Source organism: Streptomyces sp. NPDC046939 (assembly GCF_040644575.1).
GTDB lineage: Bacteria > Actinomycetota > Actinomycetes > Streptomycetales > Streptomycetaceae > Streptomyces.
On the sequence record NZ_JBEYWV010000030.1, the window covers coordinates 17,909 to 37,752 of the forward strand.

General features: G+C 70.7%; 13 protein-coding genes, 1 tRNA gene, 1 other RNA gene and 1 pseudogene. 11 read left to right on the top strand and 5 right to left on the bottom strand.

Features of this window, described 5'->3' with window-relative positions; all coding sequences use genetic code 11:
• Positions 1–39: 39 nt before the first annotated feature.
• Entirely contained in the window at positions 40–2,685 is a 2,646-nt protein-coding gene (locus ABZ877_RS28840) for a GNAT family N-acetyltransferase (protein WP_361076671.1), read from the top strand.
• 34 nt (positions 2,686–2,719) lie between these two features.
• Here the strand turns inward: ABZ877_RS28840 and ABZ877_RS28845 are convergent, their stop codons facing one another.
• Positions 2,720–3,481: a sulfite exporter TauE/SafE family protein gene (locus ABZ877_RS28845; RefSeq protein WP_361076674.1), complete on the bottom strand. Its 762-nt coding sequence runs from the start codon at positions 3,479–3,481 to the stop codon at positions 2,720–2,722.
• A 189-nt stretch (positions 3,482–3,670) separates the two neighbouring features.
• On the opposite strand from ABZ877_RS28845, the gene ABZ877_RS28850 reads away from it, so the two are divergent.
• Together ABZ877_RS28850 and ABZ877_RS28855 are read left to right on the top strand one after the other, a co-directional pair.
• A complete protein-coding gene (locus ABZ877_RS28850; protein WP_361076677.1) occupies positions 3,671–4,597 on the top strand; it encodes a LysR family transcriptional regulator in 927 nt (308 codons plus the stop codon).
• A 42-nt stretch (positions 4,598–4,639) separates the two neighbouring features.
• Positions 4,640–4,966 (top strand): cupin, encoded by a 327-nt coding sequence (locus tag ABZ877_RS28855; RefSeq protein ID WP_361076680.1) that lies wholly within the window; start codon positions 4,640–4,642, stop codon positions 4,964–4,966.
• A gap of 32 nt (positions 4,967–4,998) precedes the next feature.
• Here ABZ877_RS28855 and ABZ877_RS28860 read toward each other — a convergent pair whose 3' ends face one another.
• Complete coding sequence (locus ABZ877_RS28860) at positions 4,999–7,092, bottom strand: TerD family protein (RefSeq protein ID WP_361076683.1); 2,094 nt, start codon at positions 7,090–7,092, stop codon at positions 4,999–5,001.
• A gap of 190 nt (positions 7,093–7,282) precedes the next feature.
• On the opposite strand from ABZ877_RS28860, the gene ABZ877_RS28865 reads away from it, so the two are divergent.
• The gene (locus ABZ877_RS28865) at positions 7,283–9,208 is read left to right on the top strand and encodes a propionyl-CoA synthetase (RefSeq protein WP_361076687.1); all 1,926 of its coding nucleotides are present in this window, start codon (positions 7,283–7,285) and stop codon (positions 9,206–9,208) included.
• On the opposite strand, the gene ABZ877_RS28870 is transcribed toward ABZ877_RS28865, so the two are convergent.
• Positions 9,179–9,880, bottom strand: coding sequence for a sensor domain-containing protein (locus ABZ877_RS28870; RefSeq protein ID WP_361076690.1), 702 nt, complete (start codon positions 9,878–9,880; stop codon positions 9,179–9,181). The two genes, ABZ877_RS28865 and ABZ877_RS28870, sit on opposite strands and share 30 nt — an antisense overlap.
• A gap of 434 nt (positions 9,881–10,314) precedes the next feature.
• On the opposite strand from ABZ877_RS28870, the gene ABZ877_RS28875 reads away from it, so the two are divergent.
• From ABZ877_RS28875 to ABZ877_RS28885, 3 genes are all read left to right on the top strand, one after another.
• Positions 10,315–11,589 (top strand): alkene reductase, encoded by a 1,275-nt coding sequence (locus ABZ877_RS28875; protein WP_361076693.1) that lies wholly within the window; start codon positions 10,315–10,317, stop codon positions 11,587–11,589.
• Between the two features lie 136 nt (positions 11,590–11,725).
• Entirely contained in the window at positions 11,726–11,944 is a 219-nt protein-coding gene (locus tag ABZ877_RS28880; RefSeq protein WP_361076891.1) for a hypothetical protein, read from the top strand.
• Between the two features lie 593 nt (positions 11,945–12,537).
• Positions 12,538–13,557 carry a hypothetical protein gene (locus ABZ877_RS28885; protein WP_361076696.1) on the top strand — a complete coding sequence of 340 codons (1,020 nt, stop codon included), beginning with the start codon at positions 12,538–12,540 and terminating at the stop codon, positions 13,555–13,557.
• A gap of 718 nt (positions 13,558–14,275) precedes the next feature.
• Here ABZ877_RS28885 and ABZ877_RS28890 read toward each other — a convergent pair.
• Positions 14,276–14,458 (bottom strand): annotated as a pseudogene (locus ABZ877_RS28890) (GNAT family N-acetyltransferase); the annotation flags it as partial.
• On the opposite strand from ABZ877_RS28890, the gene ABZ877_RS28895 reads away from it, so the two are divergent.
• Positions 14,433–15,668: a site-specific integrase gene (locus tag ABZ877_RS28895; protein WP_361076699.1), complete on the top strand. Its 1,236-nt coding sequence runs from the start codon at positions 14,433–14,435 to the stop codon at positions 15,666–15,668. The pseudogene ABZ877_RS28890 and the gene ABZ877_RS28895 sit on opposite strands and share 26 nt — an antisense overlap.
• 62 nt (positions 15,669–15,730) lie before the next feature.
• On the opposite strand, the gene ABZ877_RS28900 is transcribed toward ABZ877_RS28895, so the two are convergent.
• Positions 15,731–15,818: transfer RNA gene (locus ABZ877_RS28900), tRNA-Ser, on the bottom strand.
• 72 nt (positions 15,819–15,890) lie between these two features.
• Here ABZ877_RS28900 and ffs point away from each other — a divergent pair.
• The 3 genes from ffs (at position 15,891) to purD (ending at position 19,651) form a co-directional block, all read left to right on the top strand.
• Positions 15,891–15,987, top strand: an RNA gene (gene ffs / locus ABZ877_RS28905) — signal recognition particle sRNA small type.
• Between the two features lie 59 nt (positions 15,988–16,046).
• A complete protein-coding gene (locus ABZ877_RS28910) occupies positions 16,047–18,266 on the top strand; it encodes a DNA polymerase III subunit gamma and tau (protein ID WP_361076702.1) in 2,220 nt (739 codons plus the stop codon).
• Between the two features lie 125 nt (positions 18,267–18,391).
• Positions 18,392–19,651, top strand: a complete 1,260-nt coding sequence (gene purD / locus ABZ877_RS28915) for a phosphoribosylamine--glycine ligase (protein ID WP_361076704.1) — start codon at positions 18,392–18,394, stop codon at positions 19,649–19,651.
• The last annotated feature ends 193 nt before the right edge of the window (positions 19,652–19,844 follow it).

A 19,844-nucleotide genomic window follows, 5' to 3' on the forward strand; every position in this document is an offset into this window, starting at 1 on the left:
AGGGTCACCTAAGAACTGTGGAGAGCGAGTGGAGGACGCGTGACCGTCGTCGGCGCAACGGGCGTGGCGGACTTCGAGGTCTTCCGTGACGCGTGGGGGATCCCGCACCTGCGGGCGGACGACGCCTCATCGCTCGCGTACGCGCAGGGGTACGTGACCGCCGTCGACCGCGCCTGGCAACTGGAGGTCGAGCGGCACCGCCTGCTCGGCGACTCGGCCAAGCCGCTCGGCCCGGACGCCCGCGCCTGGGACGTCTTCGCGCGGCAGGCCCGCCTCGCCGACACCGCGCGGCGCTGCCTCGACGCCCTGGACGAGGCCACGCGCGCGTGGGTCACCGCCTATGTCGACGGCGTCAACCACGGCCTGCGGGAGCGCGGCGCCGACGCGCCGGAGTTCGCGCGGGCCGGGGTCGCGCCGGGCCGCTGGGAGCCGTGGACCCCGCTCGGCGTGTGGCTGTCGACGCACGTGCTGTTCGCCGGGTTCCCGGCCAAGCTGTGGCGGGACGAGGTCGCGCGGCGGCTCGGCGCGGACGCGGTCGGCCGGTTCGCCACCGACGGGCCCGCCACCGCGGGGAGCAACGGCTGGCTCGTCGACGGGGCCCGTGCGGCGGGCGGCGGCGCGCTGATCGCCGGCGACCCGCACCGCTTCATCGAGGACCCGGGCGTCTACCAGCAGATCCGGCTCGCCTGCCCGGAGTTCGACGTCGTCGGCCTCGCCGTGCCCGGCATCCCCGGCATCGGCCACTTCGGCCACGCCGGACCGGTCGCCTGGGCGATCACCAACGCCATGGCCGACTACCAGGACCTGTACCGCGAGCGGCTGCGACGTACGCCGGACGGCGGCGTGGAGGCGTACGGCCCGGACGGCTGGCGTGCCGCCCACGCGCACACGGAGGACGGCGTCGAGGTCGTCGAGACCGAGCGCGGCGTCGTCGTCATCGGCGGCCCCGACCACGAGGGCGGCGAGGGCATCAGCCTGCGCCAGCCCGCGCGCGTGTACGAGGACCTGGGCTTCGCCGCGCTCCCCGACCTGCTCCGCGCCCGTACCGTCGCCGACGTGGACCGCGCCTTCGACCGCTGGGCCGAGCCGGTCAACGTCGTCCTCGCCGCCGACACCGAGGGCGGCCTGCTGCACCGCGTCGCGGGCACCGTCCCCGTGCGCGACCCGGAGAACATGCTCCGCGTGGTGCCCGCATGGGAGGAGCGGTACGCGTGGCAAGGACGCCACGAACCCCTGCCGCGCGCCGGGGTCGAGGGCGTCGCCGTCATGGCGAACGAGCGCTCGTTGGCCGCCCCGCTCGGCGTCGAGTTCGCCCCGCCGCACCGCGCCCGCCGCATCCGCGCCCTGCTCGACGAGCGGGAGTCGTGGCAGGCCGAGGAGATGAGCCGCGTCCACACCGACACCGAACTCGCCTCCTGCAAGCCGCTCCTCGACCTGGTGGCACGGCTCGACGACCTCTCCCCGGCGGCGGCCGGGCTGCGCGAGAGCCTGCTCAACTGGGACCGCCGCATGGTGGCCGGCAGTGTGCGGGCGGCCGCCTACGCGCGCGTGCGCTCGCGCGTGGCGCTCCGCCTGGCCCGGCACGAACGGTTCGCCGGCCTCACGGACCTCACCCCCGCCTACCCGGAGGTGTTCCGGCCGTGGCTCGCGCTCGTACCGCGGGTCGCCTTCGCCCTGGAACACCTGCTGGCCGATGACTGGCTCCCGTACGAGGACCGCATCGCGGCCGTCCGCGCGGCGGTCGAGGAGGCGGCGGGCGACCCGGACACCACTTGGGGCGAGCTGCACCGGCTCGCGCCCTGGCAGGCGCTGCCGGACCCCGCCACCGTATGGCCGGCCCTCGACGGCGACCACGACTGCGTCCTGTCGACGTCGAGCGTGCCCGGACTGACCGACCTCAGCGTGCGCGGACCCGCCGCCCGCTACGTGTGGGACCTCGCACGGCGCGACGACAGCCGCTGGGTCGTGCCGCTCGGCGCGTCCGGGGTGCCCGCCTCCGGGCACCACCGGGACCAGCTGCCGTTGTGGCTGCGCGGCGAACTCGTCCCCGTGACCACCGATTTCACCCGCCTGATCAAGGAGCCGCGCCCCGTGACCGAAGCACTGCCCGCCACCTCTGTCGCGTACGAGGAGACCATCGAGGGGTTCGGCACGTTCCGGGTCGAGCGCCTCGACCCGGCCGGCGCCGACATCGACGTACTGCACTCCTGGGTGAGCGAGGAGCGGGCCCGGTTCTGGGGCATGACGGGGCTGACCCGGGACGAGGTGCGCGAGATATACACGCACCTCGACTCCCTCGACACGCACCACGCCTGGCTCGTCCGGCTCGACGGCACGCCCGTCGCGCTGTTCCAGACGTACGAGCCCGAGGCCGACCGGGTCAGCGAGTGCTACGAGGTGCGCGACGGCGACCTCGGCGTGCACCTGCTCGTCGGCCCGGCGGGCAAGGAGGGCGCCGTGCACGGGTTCACCGAGGCGCTGACGCGCGTGTTCGTCTCGTTCGGGTTCGACATCCTTGGCCGCAAGCGCCTCGTGGCGGAGCCGGACGCGCGCAACGACAAGGCGATCGCGGTGCTGCGGCGCGCGGGCTTCGAGTTCAGCGGGGAGATCGTGCTGCCGGAGATCGACCTGCCGGACGTGAAACTGGCGGAGAAGCGGGCGCAGTTGGGGTTCTACAGCCGGTAGGCGATGTCCTCCGGCCCGCGGGCCTGCGGCGTCTTCATGAGCGCACGATCAGGAGCACCGAGGCCGTCACGCCGACCGTGACGATGACCGCGCGCATCGCGGCCGGGGGCAGCCGTCGCCCGAGCCGCGCGCCGAGCAGGCCGCCCACCGTGGACCCGGCGGCGATCAGCGCGGCCACCGTCCAGTCGATGTCGGCGGCGATGACGAAGACGATCGCGGCGACGCCGTTGACCAGCGAGGCGAGGACGTTCTTGGCGGCGTTCAGGCGTTGCAGGTCGTCGCGGAGCACGGCGCCGAACATGCCCATGAGCAGTACGCCCTGGGCCGCGCCGAAGTAGCCGCCGTAGACGCCGGTGCCGAGGACGCCGAGCCACATCGGCACACCGCCGTCGGCCCGTGAACCGGCCCGCCGCCGGTCCTTCGCCCAGCGGTTCAGGCGCGGCTGGAGCAGGACGAGGGCGCAGGCGGTCAGGATCAGCACCGGCACGACGGCGCGGAACGCGGAGTCCGGGAGGCGCAGCAGGAGCAGAGCGCCCGCGAGCCCGCCGAGCAGGGAGGCGGCCCCGAACCGCATCAGGCGGCGGCGCTGGCCGCGCAGCTCGCGCCGGTAGCCGTACGCGGCGCTGAGCACGCCCGGCACGAGCCCGACGTTGTTGGAGACGTTGGCGACGACGGCGGGGTAGCCGAAGGCGAGCAGCGTGGGAAAGGTGATCAGCGTCCCGGACCCCACGATGGCGTTCATGCCGCCCGCGGCGATCCCCGCGCCGCAGACGGCTACGGCTTCCCCTACGTCCACGAGCCCTCCGGCGCTTCCACGGATCCGTCCGACGGGTCGGCACCCGACGGGTCGGCACCCGACGGGAGTTCGCGACCTCCGCGACGGGTTGCCGCCCTGGGGATCGACCCGAAAGGGATCGTGCTCCGACTCCCGAGCCAAGTCAATCCTCGGGTGCCCTTGCACACCCCCAAGCGCTAGCTTGGGTCCATGACCCTCGACGACCTCCGCGTCTTCGTCGCCGTCTGCCGCGCGGGCAGTCTCAGCGCCGTGGCCCGCGAACTGTCCTGCACCCAGTCCGCGGTCAGCCAGCACGTGAAGCGCCTGGAGAAGGAGGTCGGCATCGGCCTCATCGAACGGCACGCGCGTGGAGTCGTGCCCACCCCCGCGGGCCGCATCCTGCGCGCCGCGGCCGCCGACGGCCTCGGCGCCCTCGACCAGGCGCTGCGCCGCCTCGACGACCTGGCGCGCGGCGAGAGCGGCTCGGTGCGGGTGGCGACCGGCGCCACGTCCGTACGGCACTTCATGGCGGCGGCGATCGTCGCGTTCCGCCGGACGCATCCCAAGCTCAGCCTGGAGTTTCAGACCGTCAGTTCGAGCCGGAGCTGCTTCGAGGCGCTCGCCGCGCACGACCTCGACCTGGCCTGGATCACCCTGGGCCCGCCGGAACGCGGCATCGAACTGCGCCCCGTCGTGGAGCTGCCCTGGGTCCTCGCGGTGAGCGAGGACGACGCCCTCGCGGCGAAGAAGACCGCCACCCCCGAGGACCTGGGCGCCTCCGCCCAGCTGATCCTCCCGCCCGCGCACGCGACGTCCCGCGCCCACCTCGACCACCACTTCGCCGAACTGGGCCTCGGCAAGGGCCCCGCCTCGGGCACCGGCATCGCCGACTGGGACACCGCGGTCCACCTGGCCGAACTCGGCCTCGGCCACGCCCTCGTCCCCGACCTCCCCGGCCTGCGCACCGCCCCCCACCACTCCCTGACCATGCTCCCGGTCCCGTCCCTGCCACCCCTCCGGGTCGGCTGGGCGGTCCGCCGCTGGTCCGCCCTCTCCCCCCTGGCCAGGGCTTTCGCGGACACGGTGGACGAGAACTGCCCGGGACGCCGCCCGGCGCGGCCTGAACCGATCGGCTGACACCACGTCGCGCTCCGCAGCCGTACGGGCCACCCTGGGCCCATGACGACGACGTACGACCTCCCCGCCCTGGCCGACGAACACCTGGCCGCCGCCCACCGCGACGCACACGGCCGCAGCGCCGAAGTCCTGGTCCGCGAGGACCCCCTGCGCCAGAGCGTCATCGCCCTGACCGAGGGCAGCGCCCTGGAGGAACACAACACCCCCCAGTCCGCCACCCTCCTCGTCCTGCGCGGCCGCGTCCGCCTCACCGCGGTCTCCGGCGACGCGGACCTCACCCAGAACGAACTCCACGCGATCCCCCAGGAACGCCACGGCTTGGTGGCGCTGACGGACGCGGTGGTGCTGTTGACCGCGGTGATGGCCTGACCGGGGTCGCGTGAGCGCGCCGCGCCGGGCGGTCAGGCCGGTACGGTCGACGTGGTCGTCCGTGGCCGTCGCGTCGTACGGCGGTTCAGCTCGGCGAGGTGCGTGACCACGGTCCCGTAGAAACGGTCCACCGAGTCGTCGACACTGCGGATGAACCCGGACTCGGCGTTGCCACGGGCTCCGCCCGCACTCTTGAACAGGGACAGCCGGAAGCCCGTGATGGTGGCGCCGTCCTTCGGCAGCAGGTCACCGGGTTCCGGGCGCAGACGTTCAAGAGTGCTTCGCGGCCCTCCTCCACCGTCGGTCAACGTCTCCACGTGCAGGTCGGCGGGGGCCTCCGCCAGCGCCTTGATCAGCCGCTTCGCGGAGGACAACGGATAACTGCCCTCGGGCGGATCCACGTCGACCGATGTCCGCAGCCTGCCGGTGCGCAGGTCCGCCGTGATCGTGAGCGTGCCGGGCGCTCCGTCCACACGCAGCTCGGCGGAGAGACGTCCCTCCTCGCACAACCGTTCCGCCTGCGCCGCCCGCCGGGCCTGCGGGTCACTGCCACGCCTGCTGCGCTGGACGGGAAGTGCCTTCTGCCCGAGCTCTCCGCCGAGGCGCAGACAGACCTGCCGGATCAGCCGTTCCCAGCTCTCCACGACCTCGACCGCCCGCGCGTCCCCCTGGCACAGGGTCTCCGTGTCGATGGCGCCCCGCACCGGTAGCCAGGCGGGCCCCATGTTCTGGAAACCGTGGCAGCCGGAGTTGTCGTGCTGCAGGTAGTGCAGCAACTCCTGCAACAGCCAGGCGTGCGCCGCGTTCGCCACGCCCTCGTGGCGGATCAGCATCTGGGCCTGGTGCGCCACCTCGGCCCACGACAAGTGCCAGAGGGACACCTTGTGCTTGCGACGACCGTCGATCTTGACGTCGACCAGAGGGCTGCCTTCGAGGGCCACATCGTTGGAGAGGGTGATGACGGCTTCGTAACCCCGGCGCGCGGCGATGTCGACGTAGCTCTGGACCTGCTCGGCCTTCAGCGGGTTCCCGTTGGTCTTCGTCTCCAGAAGGGCCGTCCACAGCCTGCCCGCACGCTCCACGCGGATCACGCCGTCGGGGCGCTTCGGGGAGTCCCCGTTGGGCATCGAGACCTCGGTGAAGGTCTGCATCCGACCGGCAGGCGCGCCGAAGCCGGCCATGAGCCGGCGCCCGAACTCCGGGACCTGCTCCATCACGGCCAGCAGTACCGAGGTCGCACGCACCTCCCGCTCCTTGTCGCTCTTGAAGGACGGAACGGGGAACAGCCGGGCGGGCTTCCACGCGTCGTTCTCCGCGAGGGACTTCTTGGCGGTCCTGGGCAGGGTGACCTTCTTCTTCGCCGTACGGGCCGCGCGTTTGCGGGGAGGGGCGGCGGCCGGTGCCACCGTTGCGTCGACCGGTCCGGGCTGCGCGGGCACGGCCGGCATCGGCGACGGCGCGACCGGGGGCACGGGCACGGCGTCGGCAGCCCGTGTGCCGGTGATCCCTGCGGCATCCGCCGGACGGGCGTCCGTGCCGGCGTCATGGTCCGTCCCGCCGCCGGTGTCGCTGTCGCCGTCAGTGTCAGTGTCATCGACGATGTCGATACCGAAGTCGGTGGCCAGTCCCGCGAGCCCGGTCTCGTAACCCTGGCCGACGGCACGGAACTTCCACTCGCCCGCTCGCCGGTACAACTCGCCGAAGACGAAGGCCGTCTCGACGCTCGCGTCAGTGATGGAGAAGCCGATGAGCGGCTCTCCCGACCGGTCGGAAAGCGTCAGCCGGAGGTCGTCCAGATCCCCGAAGACAGTGGACCCGTACTGACTCGCCGCGATGACGACGCGGGACACGTCCGCGGACATCGCCGCCAGATCGAGGCCGATCCGGTCCTCGTTGCCGTCTCCCGTGGGCGACTTCCCCAGCAGGTGAACCGTTCCGTCAGCTGCCGACGGATGGTTGTAGAAGTAGAAGTCCTCGTCGCCGCGCACCTTGTCGTCCGGACCGAGCAGCAGCACGGAGACGTCCGCGTCCCCGTCCCCCGACGTGCTGCTCCAGCTCAGGCTCACGGTGACGGACCCCGTGGTCTCCCCCAAGGACGCCAGACCGACGTTGGCTCCTTTGGACATCTCGTGCACGTGCCCAACCCCCCCTCGCGCATCACCGCCACACGAACGCGGTGCATATGACGCACCGTAGACCTCCGCGCGGTCACGTGAGGAGGTGTTGTGAAGAACTGATCCACGTCTTGACCAATGGCCGGTTGCTGACAGCCTCGACCGGGAATCGTGTACCACCCACGACAGCGCGGGAGTGCGGATGAGGTCGGTCGGTACGTCGTACGAGGAAGTCTTCCGCGCGAGTACGCAGGACCCCGAGGGGTTCTGGCTGGCCGCCGCCGGGGCCGTCGACTGGGACGTGATGCCCGGGCGGGCGCTGGATGCGGGGCGGGCGCCGTTCTACAGGTGGTTTCCCGACGGGCGCCTCAATGTGTGTCACAACGCCCTCGACCGGCACGTGGCGGCGGGGCGCGGGGAGCAGGCGGCGCTGATCTACGACTCCCCGGTGACCGGCGCGCAGCGCACGTACACGTACGCCGAACTGACGGACGAGGTGGCCACGTTCGCGGGGGCGCTCGTCCGGCTCGGGGTCGGGCGCGGGGACCGGGTCGTGATCTACATGCCGATGGTGCCGGAGGCGGTCGTCGCGATGCTCGCGTGCGCGCGGATCGGGGCGGTGCACTCCGTGGTGTTCGGTGGGTTCGCGGCGCCCGAGCTGGCCGTGCGGATCGACGACGCGGCGCCGAAGGTCGTCGTCTCGGCGTCCTGCGGGATCGAGGGGGCGCGCGTCGTCCCGTACAAGCCGCTTCTCGACCGGGCGGTGGAGCTGGCGGTTCACAAGCCCGAGGCGTGCGTGATCCTGCAACGGCCGCAGGCAGAAGCCGACTTGGGTCCGCGCGACGTCGACTGGCGGGAGGCGATGCGCGCGGCGGCCGGAAGCCCGGCGGCGCCCGTGCCCGTCGCCGCCACCGACCCGCTCTACATCCTCTACACGTCCGGCACGACCGGGAAGCCGAAGGGCGTCGTCCGCGACTGCGGCGGCTACGCGGTCGCGCTGCGCTGGTCCATGGAGGCCGTGTACGGCGTCGGGCCGGGGGACGTCATGTTCACGGCGTCCGACGTGGGCTGGGTCGTCGGCCACTCGTACATCGTCTACGGGCCGCTCCTCGCGGGCGCGACGACCGTCCTGTACGAGGGGAAGCCGGTCGGGACGCCGGACGCGGGCCAGTTCTGGCGGGTGGCGCAGGCGTACGGGGTGAAGGCGCTGTTCACGGCCCCGACGGCGTTCCGCGCGATCAAGAAGGTGGACCCGCAGGGAGAACTGGCGCGGCGGTACGACCTCAGCCGCCTCACCCACCTCTTCCTCGCCGGGGAACGCCTCGACCCGGAGACGTACCACTGGGCCAGCGACCTGCTGCGCATCCCGGTCGTCGACCACTGGTGGCAGACCGAGACCGGCTGGCCGATCGCCGCCAACCCGGTCGGCATCGAGGCGGCGCCCGTGAAACCGGGCTCGGCCACGTATCCGCTGCCCGGCTGGGACGTACGGGTCCTGGACGCGTCCGGCAAGGAGGCCCCGGCGGGCGAGGACGGGGCGATCGTGGTCAAGCTCCCGATGCCACCCGGCTCGCTCCCCACCCTCTGGAACGACGACGACCGCTTCGTCGCCTCCTACCTCTCCGCGTACGACGGCTACTACCTGACCGGCGACGGCGGCCACATCGACGAGGACGGCTACGTCTTCGTCATGGGCCGCACCGACGACGTCATCAACGTCGCTGGCCACCGGCTGTCCACCGGCGCCATGGAGGAGGTCCTGGCGTCCCACCCCGCGGTCGCCGAGTGCGCGGTGATCGGGGTGGCGGACGCGCTGAAGGGGCAGGTGCCGCGCGGCCTGGTGGTCCTGAAGTCGGGCCAGGACGCCGACCCGCGCGCCGTGGAGGCGGAGCTGATCGCCCTCGTACGGGACCGGATCGGCGCCGTCGCCTCGCTCAAGGACGTGGCGGTGGTCGCCGCACTGCCGAAGACGCGCTCGGGAAAGATCCTGCGCAGGACGATGCGGGGCATCGCGGACGGGCTCGACGAACCGGTGCCGTCGACGGTCGACGACGCCACCGTCCTCGACGCGCTGCGTCCCGTGCTCACGCGCGACCGCTCACTTGGCGGAGGGTCCGGACAGGAGTGAGCGGAGCGCGACGCGGTCGACGTTCGTCAGCCCGCGCACGAGCAGCGGCGTCAGGAACACGAGCACGAACCCGATCGCCGAGACGCCGGCGACCTGCGCGGGCGACTCGATGTAGTAGGCGTGGTGCACACCCGCGTCGGTCGTGAAGTCGTAGACGCGGTAGCCCGGCCAGTCCAGGTAGCGGTGGAACACCCAGGAGTACGTCGGGAACAGCGCGACGGCCCACCCCGTGACCAGGAACGTCACCGACACGACGAACGACATCACCCGCCACGGGAACATCACCGTGTGGAACAGCAGAGCCTTCCACCCGGCGGCATCCAGGAGCCGCCCGCGCAGACCGGCCGCGGGCGCGCTCCGCGGACCGGGGACGTCCAGGTCGAGGAGGGCGCGGGCCCGGTTCCGTTCGGCCCCGCCGAGCCCCCGCGCCCCGGCCAGCGCCCCCGCCAGCAACGGCAACCCGACCCAGACCACCAGCGTGCTCAGCCCCAGGGCCACCATCGTCACGGAGAAGACGAACCCGGCGACGGCCACGGGCAGCGAGGTCAGCGTGTGCCCGATCTCGCGGTAGGTCGAACCGGCGAAGGGGGCGCGCCAGAAGGGGGCGTGCGGCCGAGGCCGGTCGGGGGTGTGCTGCCGGCTGCCGGCGCCGAGGAACGTCGTCGAGGTCATGCCACCAGCGTCCCGCCTGGAACGGGGCGGGAACATGGGGGGACTTGGGGTTTTGGGGGTGGGGTTATCCCCCGGGAGGGGAAGTGGTTGGGGGTGGGTGGGGGTGGTCGGTGGGCTCTGCTGGACGACCTGAGGCGAGACGTCGGGGCCGCCCCGCTCCGCCCGACCCGACCCGCCGGGCCCGCAGGCCGGACGCTGAAGCGCCCGGCGAGCGCCCGGCGAGCGACCTGCGAGCGCCCTGCGAGCGACCTGCGAGCGTCCTGCGAAGTGATGCACGGACCCCGCGTACCAACCCCACAAGCGAAGCCCCGCGTACCGACCCGAAGCGAACCAGCAGTCGACCCACCAGAGAACCCGAAGCGCCGCCCCGCAGTGTGTTCAGGGCCGGACAGAACGCACCGGCTACCGGAAGACACCAGGCAGGGAGCGAGCCGATGACCACGACCACTGCGCCGCACACGACCACCACGACCAACGCGCCGCACACGACCACCACGACCAACGCGCCGCACACGATTAGCGACACCCGCGCGCCGAAGCCCGACCCCGTGACGGGCCCGCACGCCACGACTCCGGCCGCGCCCCTGCCCGCCCCCGCGCCAGCGCTCCCCACACCACCACCCTCCCCCCTCCTCAACCCCACCCACCTGGGCACGCTCCCCCTCCCCAACCACCTGGTCATGGCCCCCATGACCCGCAACAGAGCCCACCCCGACGGCACCCCGACCCCCCTCATGGCGACCTACTACGCCCAGCGCGCCACCGCGGGCCTGATCATCGCGGAGGCGGCGACCCCGAATGCGGTGGGCCGGACGTACCCGAACATCACCGCCCTGCACACCGACGCGCACCAGGCCGGCTGGCAACAGGTGACGAGGGCGGTGCGCGAGGCGGGCGGCCGGATGTTCGTGCAGTTGCAGCACGGCGGCCGCGTGGGCCACCCGGCGACAAGCGGTCTGACCCCGCTGGCCCCGTCCCCGGTCCCCCTCCCGGGCGGCATCCACACCCCGAACGGCCATGAGGAGTCCGTCGTCCCGCGCGAGATGACCCGGGACGACATCAGGCAGACGATCGCGGACTTCGCGGCCGCCGCCCGCCGCGCGATCGACGCGGGTTTCGAGGGCGTAGAGGTGCACTCGGCCAACGGCTACCTGCTGCACCAGTTTCTGGCGGCCAACACGAACCGGCGTACGGACGCGTACGGCGGCCCGGTCGCCCACCGCATCCGTTTCACGGTCGAGGTGGTCCGCGCGGTGGCCGAGGCGATCGGCCCGGAACGGGTGGGCGTCCGCCTCTCTCCCGGCCTGACGGTCAACGGCATCGAGGAGGGCGACACGGAGTCCCTCTACCCGGCGCTCGTGACCTCCCTCACGTCCCTGGGCCCGCTGGCCTACCTCCACCTCGTCCACGCGGACCCGTCCTCCCCGCACTTCCAGCACATCCGGGCGGCATGGCCCGGCCCCCTCATCGCCAACCCGATCTCCCCCGCGGACACCCTCCCCCCGGACGGCGGCCGCGCCGCAGGCGAACGACTCCTGGCCGCAGGAGCCGACCTGATCTCCCTTGGCCGCCCCTTCCTCGCCAACCCGGACCTGATCGAACGCCTCCGCAGGTCAGCTCCCCTGAACCCGATACGGGACAAGTTCCTGATGTACGTGGGCGGCGCGGAGGGCTACACGGACTACCCGCCCCTGCCCTCGCCGGAGTGACCGACACGACGGCCCCATCCAACTGACCGAAACCGCTGCTGTCGGTGAGGGCGCCCATACCTACCGTCATACATGTGCGGTCACATACAACTGTCGTGGGGTCGTGCCTGAGGAGCAGGCCGGGACGGGGGTTCCTATGGTGCTGACGCTGAACGTCGCGGTCCTGCTCGCCGTCATCATCTACGTCCGCATACGCCGACGAGTACAGGCCCGCAGCAGAGCAGATCAGTGGCTGACGGTGGCGATCGTCATGGTCTTCGGCGTACTGATCGCCCCTACGGACTTCGGCCAGGGAGTACTGAACGCCGTAGGACAGGTGGCGCAGGGCATCTCCCAGGCGGGCACCAACCCCTGAGCCGGACGAGAACTGAGACGGACAACGTCGAAGGGCCCCACCTTGCGGTGGGGCCCTTCGACGTTAGTGCCCGGTGAGGCACTGGCGGAGGATACGAGATTCGAACTCGTGAGGGGTTGCCCCCAACACGCTTTCCAGATGGCTGTTCTTCGGCGTTCACGGCCGTTCAGTTGGCAGGCCCAGACGTTGCAGCGGGCTCCCATGAACAGAACTGGACGAGGGCGAACTGGACAAGAACCAGGACAACGGAGGAGCGCGCAGAGAGCCGATCCATAGGCAGGTACGACGTTGGGGTGAATCGCCCCTGTGCGAGGCTCGAGCTGCATGGTTTGGCCAGCGGGCCGAGGCTCTGGACGTGCTACAGACGGCTGCCTGGTCGATGTCGAGGGGGCATCGCACCCAGGCTCGGGCCAAAGTCTCAGCATCAGGTTAATGATCTTGCGACGGACCCCCAGCGGCAATGACTTGAACCTGTGTTCGATCAATTCCGGTCTCATTGGCGACTACAGGCTGTTGATAGGTGTCGGGGGCTTCTAGGCATATGCCAACTGCCGCTACCCTTCGTGCAGGTTAGGTGTAGTCGGGGGGATGGCATGACGAGCTTCGGGTACAGGCTTTTCACATTTTCTGTGTTCCGGGGAAACAAGCGCACCCCTGTGAACCTGAAGGACTGTGAAGGCGAGCATTATAAAGACGTCGCGGTCAGGCTCCTAAAGTCTCTATCGGTTCCAGTGGTTGGAGACCCGCCAGTCAAGCCGGACGAGCCGTTGGCGACCGAGACGGGAGAGGTCCGTGGCAAGCCTGCCCTCCGGGTGGAGGACATCGAGGTAGTCGACAACACGATACGTGCCAAAATCTGGGTCGGACGTATCGGCAGTCATGAGAAGGCGATGAGTCACGACGGGACTGGTGACTTCGATATCAAGGATCGAGCGGCAATTAACGGGTTCCGTGTCATCTTCGCTTTCCCGGAAGATGGAACCCAAGGGATCCTTGCTGTGGAGTCAATCAGTCGGAGCTGCCCCGTAAGTAGTTTGCTCAAGTGGCTCCGCTTTAAGTCGCAGGAGGAGAGCTACAAGAAAAACCTCGGGTCCGACACGACTTCCCTCTGGTGGAAGCCGAAGGTTCATGGCCTGGCCGACGAGGCCCGGCTGGCTGAAATGATTGAGGCTGGAGCAGCTCAAAGGCTTGTGCTCGTCAAGAAGGCCGTCACCTCTTCGCGCGTTAGAGGCGAACGGGAATTCGAGATCCGGGCCCCTCTGGTGAACCAGGGGAAGATTAAAAGAGTGGCGAGCCTCGTGAAGGGGTGGGCGGATCAGGCGAAGGATGCTGATGAGGCGAATGCGACGACCAACGCTCAAGCGGCACGCCAGCTAGCTGCCATCGTGAGCCCCGAGATCGAGGATCTTGACCTGGATGACGGATGGGTGGAGCTGACGGACCCAGACGATCAAGTGAAGCGGGTGAACCCCAGCACCTTCACCGACGTATTTACCTACAAGCTGTCCGACGACGAGCCCGTTGTCACACCCAGGTTCTATGCTGAGGTACGAGGGACTGCGCTGGGGCTGCAGACGGCCGCCAAGCTGGCGATTGAGTGGCCCCAAGTGTAGCGACTAGGGGGGTAAGCGGTGCTTGATCGATTCAATGTCGCTCCCATTCTTCGCGGTCACTGGAAGGGGCTAAGCGATGGGCAATACCTCACGCATCGACCGGATCTAACCGCCAGGGGGATATTGCTTCTACCGGTGGCCTTATTCGGGTTCATGGTCTACCGAGGGGCCAGCTTGGCAAGTCCGGCCGCATTACTCACAGGTACGGCGCTCTTAGCGGGTGGGATGTTGAGTGCGTTTACGCATCTTTCGACATTGCGCCTCAAACTCACAGAGTGGGACGGTGACGATGGCGTAAGCCGCTTCAGTGTCGAGCGGGATATGCTGGACGAAACTGCAGCCCACCTACTCACGGGCTCGCTCGCTTGCATTCTGGATGCTGCGTCTCTCGTGGTCGGTATGAACGTGGGGCTCGACAAAGAGGGCCACCTGGCTGGCTTTTGGGCCGCCCTGTCTGCGGGTATCAGCCTTTATGTGCTGCTACTGTTCATCCTGGTCCTGCCGCGTCTATACTCGGCTTACGTTGAAATAAATGCTGTCGCTGGCCGACTAAGCGGGTTCACGCGAACCAAGAAAAGGCGTTAAAGGCCATGAAATCGGGGGCCGCCGGCAGCTTGCTGGCGGCCCCCGATGTGCTGTCTGAAGTTTGACCAGAGCAGTCGCCGTGGGGGAGGTGCATCCAGGGCGTCCCCAAGCAACTGAGGGCTGGCCGTGTCGCCTACCTCGAAGTCTCGTCGGTCAAGCCATGGTCGACCGGACGCGCAGCTCGTTGACCCAGCCAACCGGAGACCCGAGGTCCGCCGTTGAGCGCCTCTCCTTCGGACACGGTGCGAACGTGCTGGAATCCTGCACGGAGAGGGTGATTCTGTAGCGCCGTGTTCGTCGTCCAGGCATCCAGACGTTGGCACGCGCGCGTCCCCATGGGCTACAAGGACGACGGAACGCCCTACCGGCGGCACCTGACACGTCCCACGCGCAAGGATCTCGTGGACGAAGTGCGGCGCCTGGAAAAGCAGCGCGACGAGGGATCGGCGCGGCAGCCGGGCAAGCCCTGGACGGTGGGGAAGTGGCTCGAGCACTGGGTCGAGAACATCGCCAAGCCCGTCGTGAGTGAGAACACGTACGACGGCTACGAGGTGGCGGTCCGGGTGCACCTGGTGCCCGGCATCGGACGCCACCGTATCGACCGCCTTGAACCGGAACATCTGGAGAGCCTCTACCGCCGAATGCAGAGCGCCGGAAGCAAGGCGGCCACAGCCCACCAGGCGCACCGAACGGCCCGTACAGCTCTGGGGGAGGCGGTGCGGCGCGGCCACACGGCCAAGAACGCTGCCGCGCTCGCCAAGCCGCCCCGGATGGAAGAGGAAGAGACGGAGGTCGAGCCCTACTCGGTGGACGAGGTGCAGCGCCTCTTGCTTCAAGTGAACAAGCGCAGGAACAGTGCCCGCTGGATGCTGGCCCTGGCACTCGGGCTGCGGCAGGGGGAGACGCTAGGGCTGCGGTGGTCCGACGTGGACCTGGAGAACGAGTACCTCAAGCTGCGCCGGAATCGGCTGCGGCCGAAGTACGAGCACGGATGCGGTGAGGGAGCTCCCTGCGGGCGGAAGGCTGGCTACTGCCCGGCACGGGTGCAGGTGCGGCGCGAGACGAAGAACACGAAGTCCCGGGCCGGACGTCGCGCCGTACCGCTTCCGGGCCCTCTGGTCGCGATGCTGCGCCTTCACAGGGAGGCGCAGGCGAAGGAGCGCGCGACCGCCGGGAATCTCTGGGTCGAGTCCGACTACGTGTTCACCAAGCCGTTGGGCGGGCCGCTCAGCCCGAACACGGACTACCACGACTGGAAGCGGCTGTTGGAGGACGCCGGGGTCCGTGACGGCCGGTTGCACGACGCCCGCCACACCGCCGGCACCGTCCTGATGCTGCTCGGAGTCCCGGACAGGGTCATCGATCAGATCATGGGGTGGGAGCCGGGCGGCGCCGCTCGGATGCGGGCGCGGTACCTGCACGTGACCGACCCCATGCTCAAGGAGGCGGCGCGGAAGATCGAGCGTGCCATCTGGGGAGCGCCCGAAAACCTCGCTGTGGACAAAGACCAGGACAACGAGGCGTAGGGACAACGACGAAGGGCCCCCTGTTTCCAGGGAGCCCTTCGACATCGTGCCCGGTGAGGCACTGGCGGAGGATACGAGATTCGAACTCGTGAGGGGTTGCCCCCAACACGCTTTCCAAGCGTGCGCCCTAGGCCTCTAGGCGAATCCTCCGCGGCAAACAATACAAGACGTTGAGGAGTGCTCGCGAACTCGTTCCCCGGGACCCGGAGCATGTACTCTTGGCGCAGCCCCTCACGTGGCGCTATCTGACTGAACTCCCCCAGGGCCGGAAGGCAGCAAGGGTAGGTTGGCTCTGGCGGGTGCGTGGGGGGCGTCTGCGTTCCCGGGGGCCGGGTCGGGCGGGGACTGTTGTCAGTGGGCGCCTATAACCTCGTAGGTGTGTCGTCTCTCGCGCTGTACCGCCGTTATCGCCCGGAGTCGTTCGCCGAGGTCATCGGGCAGGAGCATGTAACCGACCCGTTGCAGCAGGCGCTGCGGAACAACCGGGTCAATCACGCGTACCTGTTCAGTGGTCCGCGCGGCTGCGGCAAGACGACCAGCGCGCGCATCCTGGCCCGCTGCCTGAACTGCGAGCAGGGGCCCACGCCCACCCCGTGCGGCGAGTGCCAGTCCTGCCAGGACCTCGCGCGCAACGGGCCGGGTTCGATCGACGTCATCGAGATCGACGCCGCTTCGCACGGTGGGGTGGACGACGCCCGTGACCTGCGGGAGAAGGCCTTCTTCGGGCCGGCCTCCAGTCGTTACAAGATCTACATCATCGACGAGGCCCACATGGTCACGTCGGCGGGGTTCAACGCCCTGCTGAAGGTTGTCGAGGAGCCGCCCGAGCACCTCAAGTTCATCTTCGCCACGACCGAGCCCGAGAAGGTCATCGGCACCATTCGGTCCCGTACGCACCACTACCCCTTCCGGCTCGTGCCGCCCGGCACGCTGCGCGAGTACCTGGGTGAGGTGTGCGCCAAGGAGGACAGCCGCGTCGAGGAAGGTGTGCTGCCGCTCGTCGTGCGCGCCGGGGCCGGGTCCGTACGTGACTCGATGTCCGTGATGGACCAGTTGCTCGCCGGTGCCGGTGAGGACGGTGTGACGTACGCCATGGCGACGGCGCTGCTCGGGTACACGGACGGCTCGCTGCTCGACTCCGTCGTCGAGGCCTTCGCCACCGGGGACGGGGCCGCCGCTTTCGAGGTCGTGGACCGGGTCGTCGAGGGGGGCAACGACCCGCGTCGGTTCGTCACCGATCTGCTTGAGCGGCTGCGGGACCTCGTCATCCTCGCCGCCGTTCCGGACGCCGCCGAGAAGGGGCTCATCGACGCCCCCGCCGATGTCGTCGAGCGGATGCAGGCGCAGGCATCCACGTTCGGCGCCGCCGAGCTGAGTCGCGCCGCCGACCTGGTCAACGAGGGACTGACCGAGATGCGCGGCGCCAATTCCCCGCGCCTCCAGCTCGAGCTGATCTGCGCGCGCGTGCTGCTGCCCGCCGCGTACGACGACGCCCGTTCCGTCATGGCCCGCCTCGACCGCATCGAGCGCGGCGGCGTCTTCACCCCGGGCGGGCAGGGGCCCGGTCCGGCGATGGCGTACGTTCCCGGGCCGGATGCGCATGCTCCCGTCGCCCCGGGCGGGGGGCCCGCCGCGGCCCGAGCCGCCGTGCGCGGCACCACTCCGGAGACCCCAGCGGCAGCGCAGCCTCAGCCTCAGCCCCAAGCGCAGGCCCCTGCACCGGCTCCCGTCGCAGCTCAGCCGTCATCCCCGGCCCCGGCCCCGGCACCCGCTCCCGAAGCGGCAGCCCCCGCCGCGCCCTCCGCCCCCGGCGCCTGGCCCACCGCCGCCCCGGCCGGTGGAGGCGGCGGCGCCCGTCGGCCCGGCGGCTGGCCCACAGCCGCGTCCGCCGGATCCGCCCAGCCGCCCGCCCCGGCGGCGGCCCCCTCGGCCCCGCAACAGCCCGCGGCCCAGCCCGCGCAGGCCGCCGCCCCGACCGGCGGTCTCGACCCCCGTACCCTCTGGCCGAACATCCTGGAGGCGGTGAAGAACAAGCGCCGCTTCACCTGGATCCTGCTGAGCCAGAACGCGCAGGTCATCGGGTTCGACGGGACGACACTCCAGCTCGGCTTCGTCAACGCCGGAGCCCGGGACAACTTCGCGAGCAGCGGCAGCGAGGACGTACTGCGCGCGGCCCTGGCCGAACAGTTCAACGTGAACTGGAAGGTTGAGGCGGTCGTCGACAACGGCGGCGGCCCGGCAGCGCCGCCCACCTCCGGTGGCGGCTACGGCAACGGCGGCGGCTACGGGAACGGCGGCGGCTACGGAGGCGGCGGAGGCGGCGGCTACCCCCAGCCCCCGGCCCCCGCCCCGGCCGCCGCACCCGCGCCCGCCGCGCCCCCCGCCCAGTCCGCCGCGCCGTCCGCCCCCGCCCCGGCCTCGGCTCCGTCCGCGCCCGCCCCGGCCCCGGCGCCCGCCCCGGCCCGCCCGCCGGTCTCGGTCGAGGACGACATCCCGGAGGACGACGACCCGGACCTGGACGAGAACGCGCTGTCCGGGCACGAGCTGATCGTCCGCGAACTCGGCGCCACGGTGGTCGAGGAGTTCACCAACGAATAACGAATAGAGCCCCTGACCGGGGCCCCTCCCTCTCGTAGCAACTGTAGGAACCCACAACCGCGCCCCCACCCCCCACTAGGCAGCCCGTACGAGACCACCCCACCCGGACGGATAGGCTGACCGGCGTGAAGGTCCTCGTCATCGGCGGCGGCGCCCGCGAACACGCCCTGTGCCGCTCTCTGTCCCTCGACCCCGCCGTCTCCGCCCTGCACTGCGCCCCTGGCAACGCAGGCATCGCCGAGGTCGCCGACTTGCACTCCGTCGACGCGCTCGACGGTGCGGCGGTCGCGGCTCTCGCGCGGGAGCTGGAGGCCGACCTTGTCGTCGTCGGCCCCGAGGCGCCCCTGGTCGCGGGCGTCGCCGACGCCGTGCGGGCCGCCGGGATCCCGGTCTTCGGCCCGTCGGCCGAGGCCGCGCAGCTGGAGGGGTCGAAGGCGTTCGCCAAGGACGTCATGGCGGGCGCAGGTGTGCCGACGGCCCGGTCGTACGTCTGTACGGAACCGGCCGAGGTGGACGAGGCGCTGGACGCGTTCGGCGCCCCGTACGTGGTGAAGGACGACGGGCTCGCCGCCGGCAAGGGCGTCGTCGTCACCGACGACATCGAGAAGGCCCGCGCCCACGCGAACGCCTGCGAGCGCGTCGTCATCGAGGAGTTCCTCGACGGGCCCGAGGTCTCGCTCTTCGCGATCACCGACGGCACGACGGTCGTCCCGCTCCAGCCCGCGCAGGACTTCAAGCGCGCGCTCGACGGCGACGAGGGCCCGAACACGGGCGGCATGGGCGCGTACTCGCCGCTTCCGTGGGCCGACCCGAAGCTGGTGCGGGAGGTCCTGGACACGGTTCTTCAGCCGACGGTCGACGAGATGCGCAGGCGCGGCACCACCTTCTCCGGGCTGCTCTACGCCGGTCTGGCCATCACGAGCCGCGGCGTGCGCGTCATCGAGTTCAACGCCCGGTTCGGTGACCCCGAGACGCAGGTCGTGCTCGCCCGGCTGCGGACCCCGCTGGCCGGTGTCCTGCTCGCCGCCGCGAACGGCACGCTGGCCGATCTGGAGCCGCTGCGGTGGAGCGACGACGCGGCCGTCACCGTCGTCATCGCCTCGCACAACTATCCGGACACCCCGCGCACCGGCGACCCGATCACCGGCCTCGACGCGGTGGCCGAACAGGACGCCCCGCACGCGTACGTCCTGCACGCCGGGACGAAGCGGGACGGCGAGGACGGGGCGGTGCTGAGCGCCGGTGGCCGGGTCCTGTCGGTCACGGCGACCGGTGGCGATCTCGCGCAGGCCCGCGAGCGCGCGTACACCGCGGTGGGCCGCATCCGGCTCGACGGCTCCCAGCACCGCACGGACATCGCCGCGAAGGCCGCCTCGGGGAGCTGAGCGGATTCCCGGAACGGGACGGATCGATCACGCCGGGCGGCTGCCACCCTCTCCCGCCCGGCCCCCTGATGTCAGCCACCTTTGCCCAAAGCCATTCCATCGAGTGACCGATGGCCCATCCTGCTGACGGTGGCCCGAGCCCCAACTAGGGTGCGGCGCACGGCGGTCAGACGCCCGCGAAGTGCACCATTAC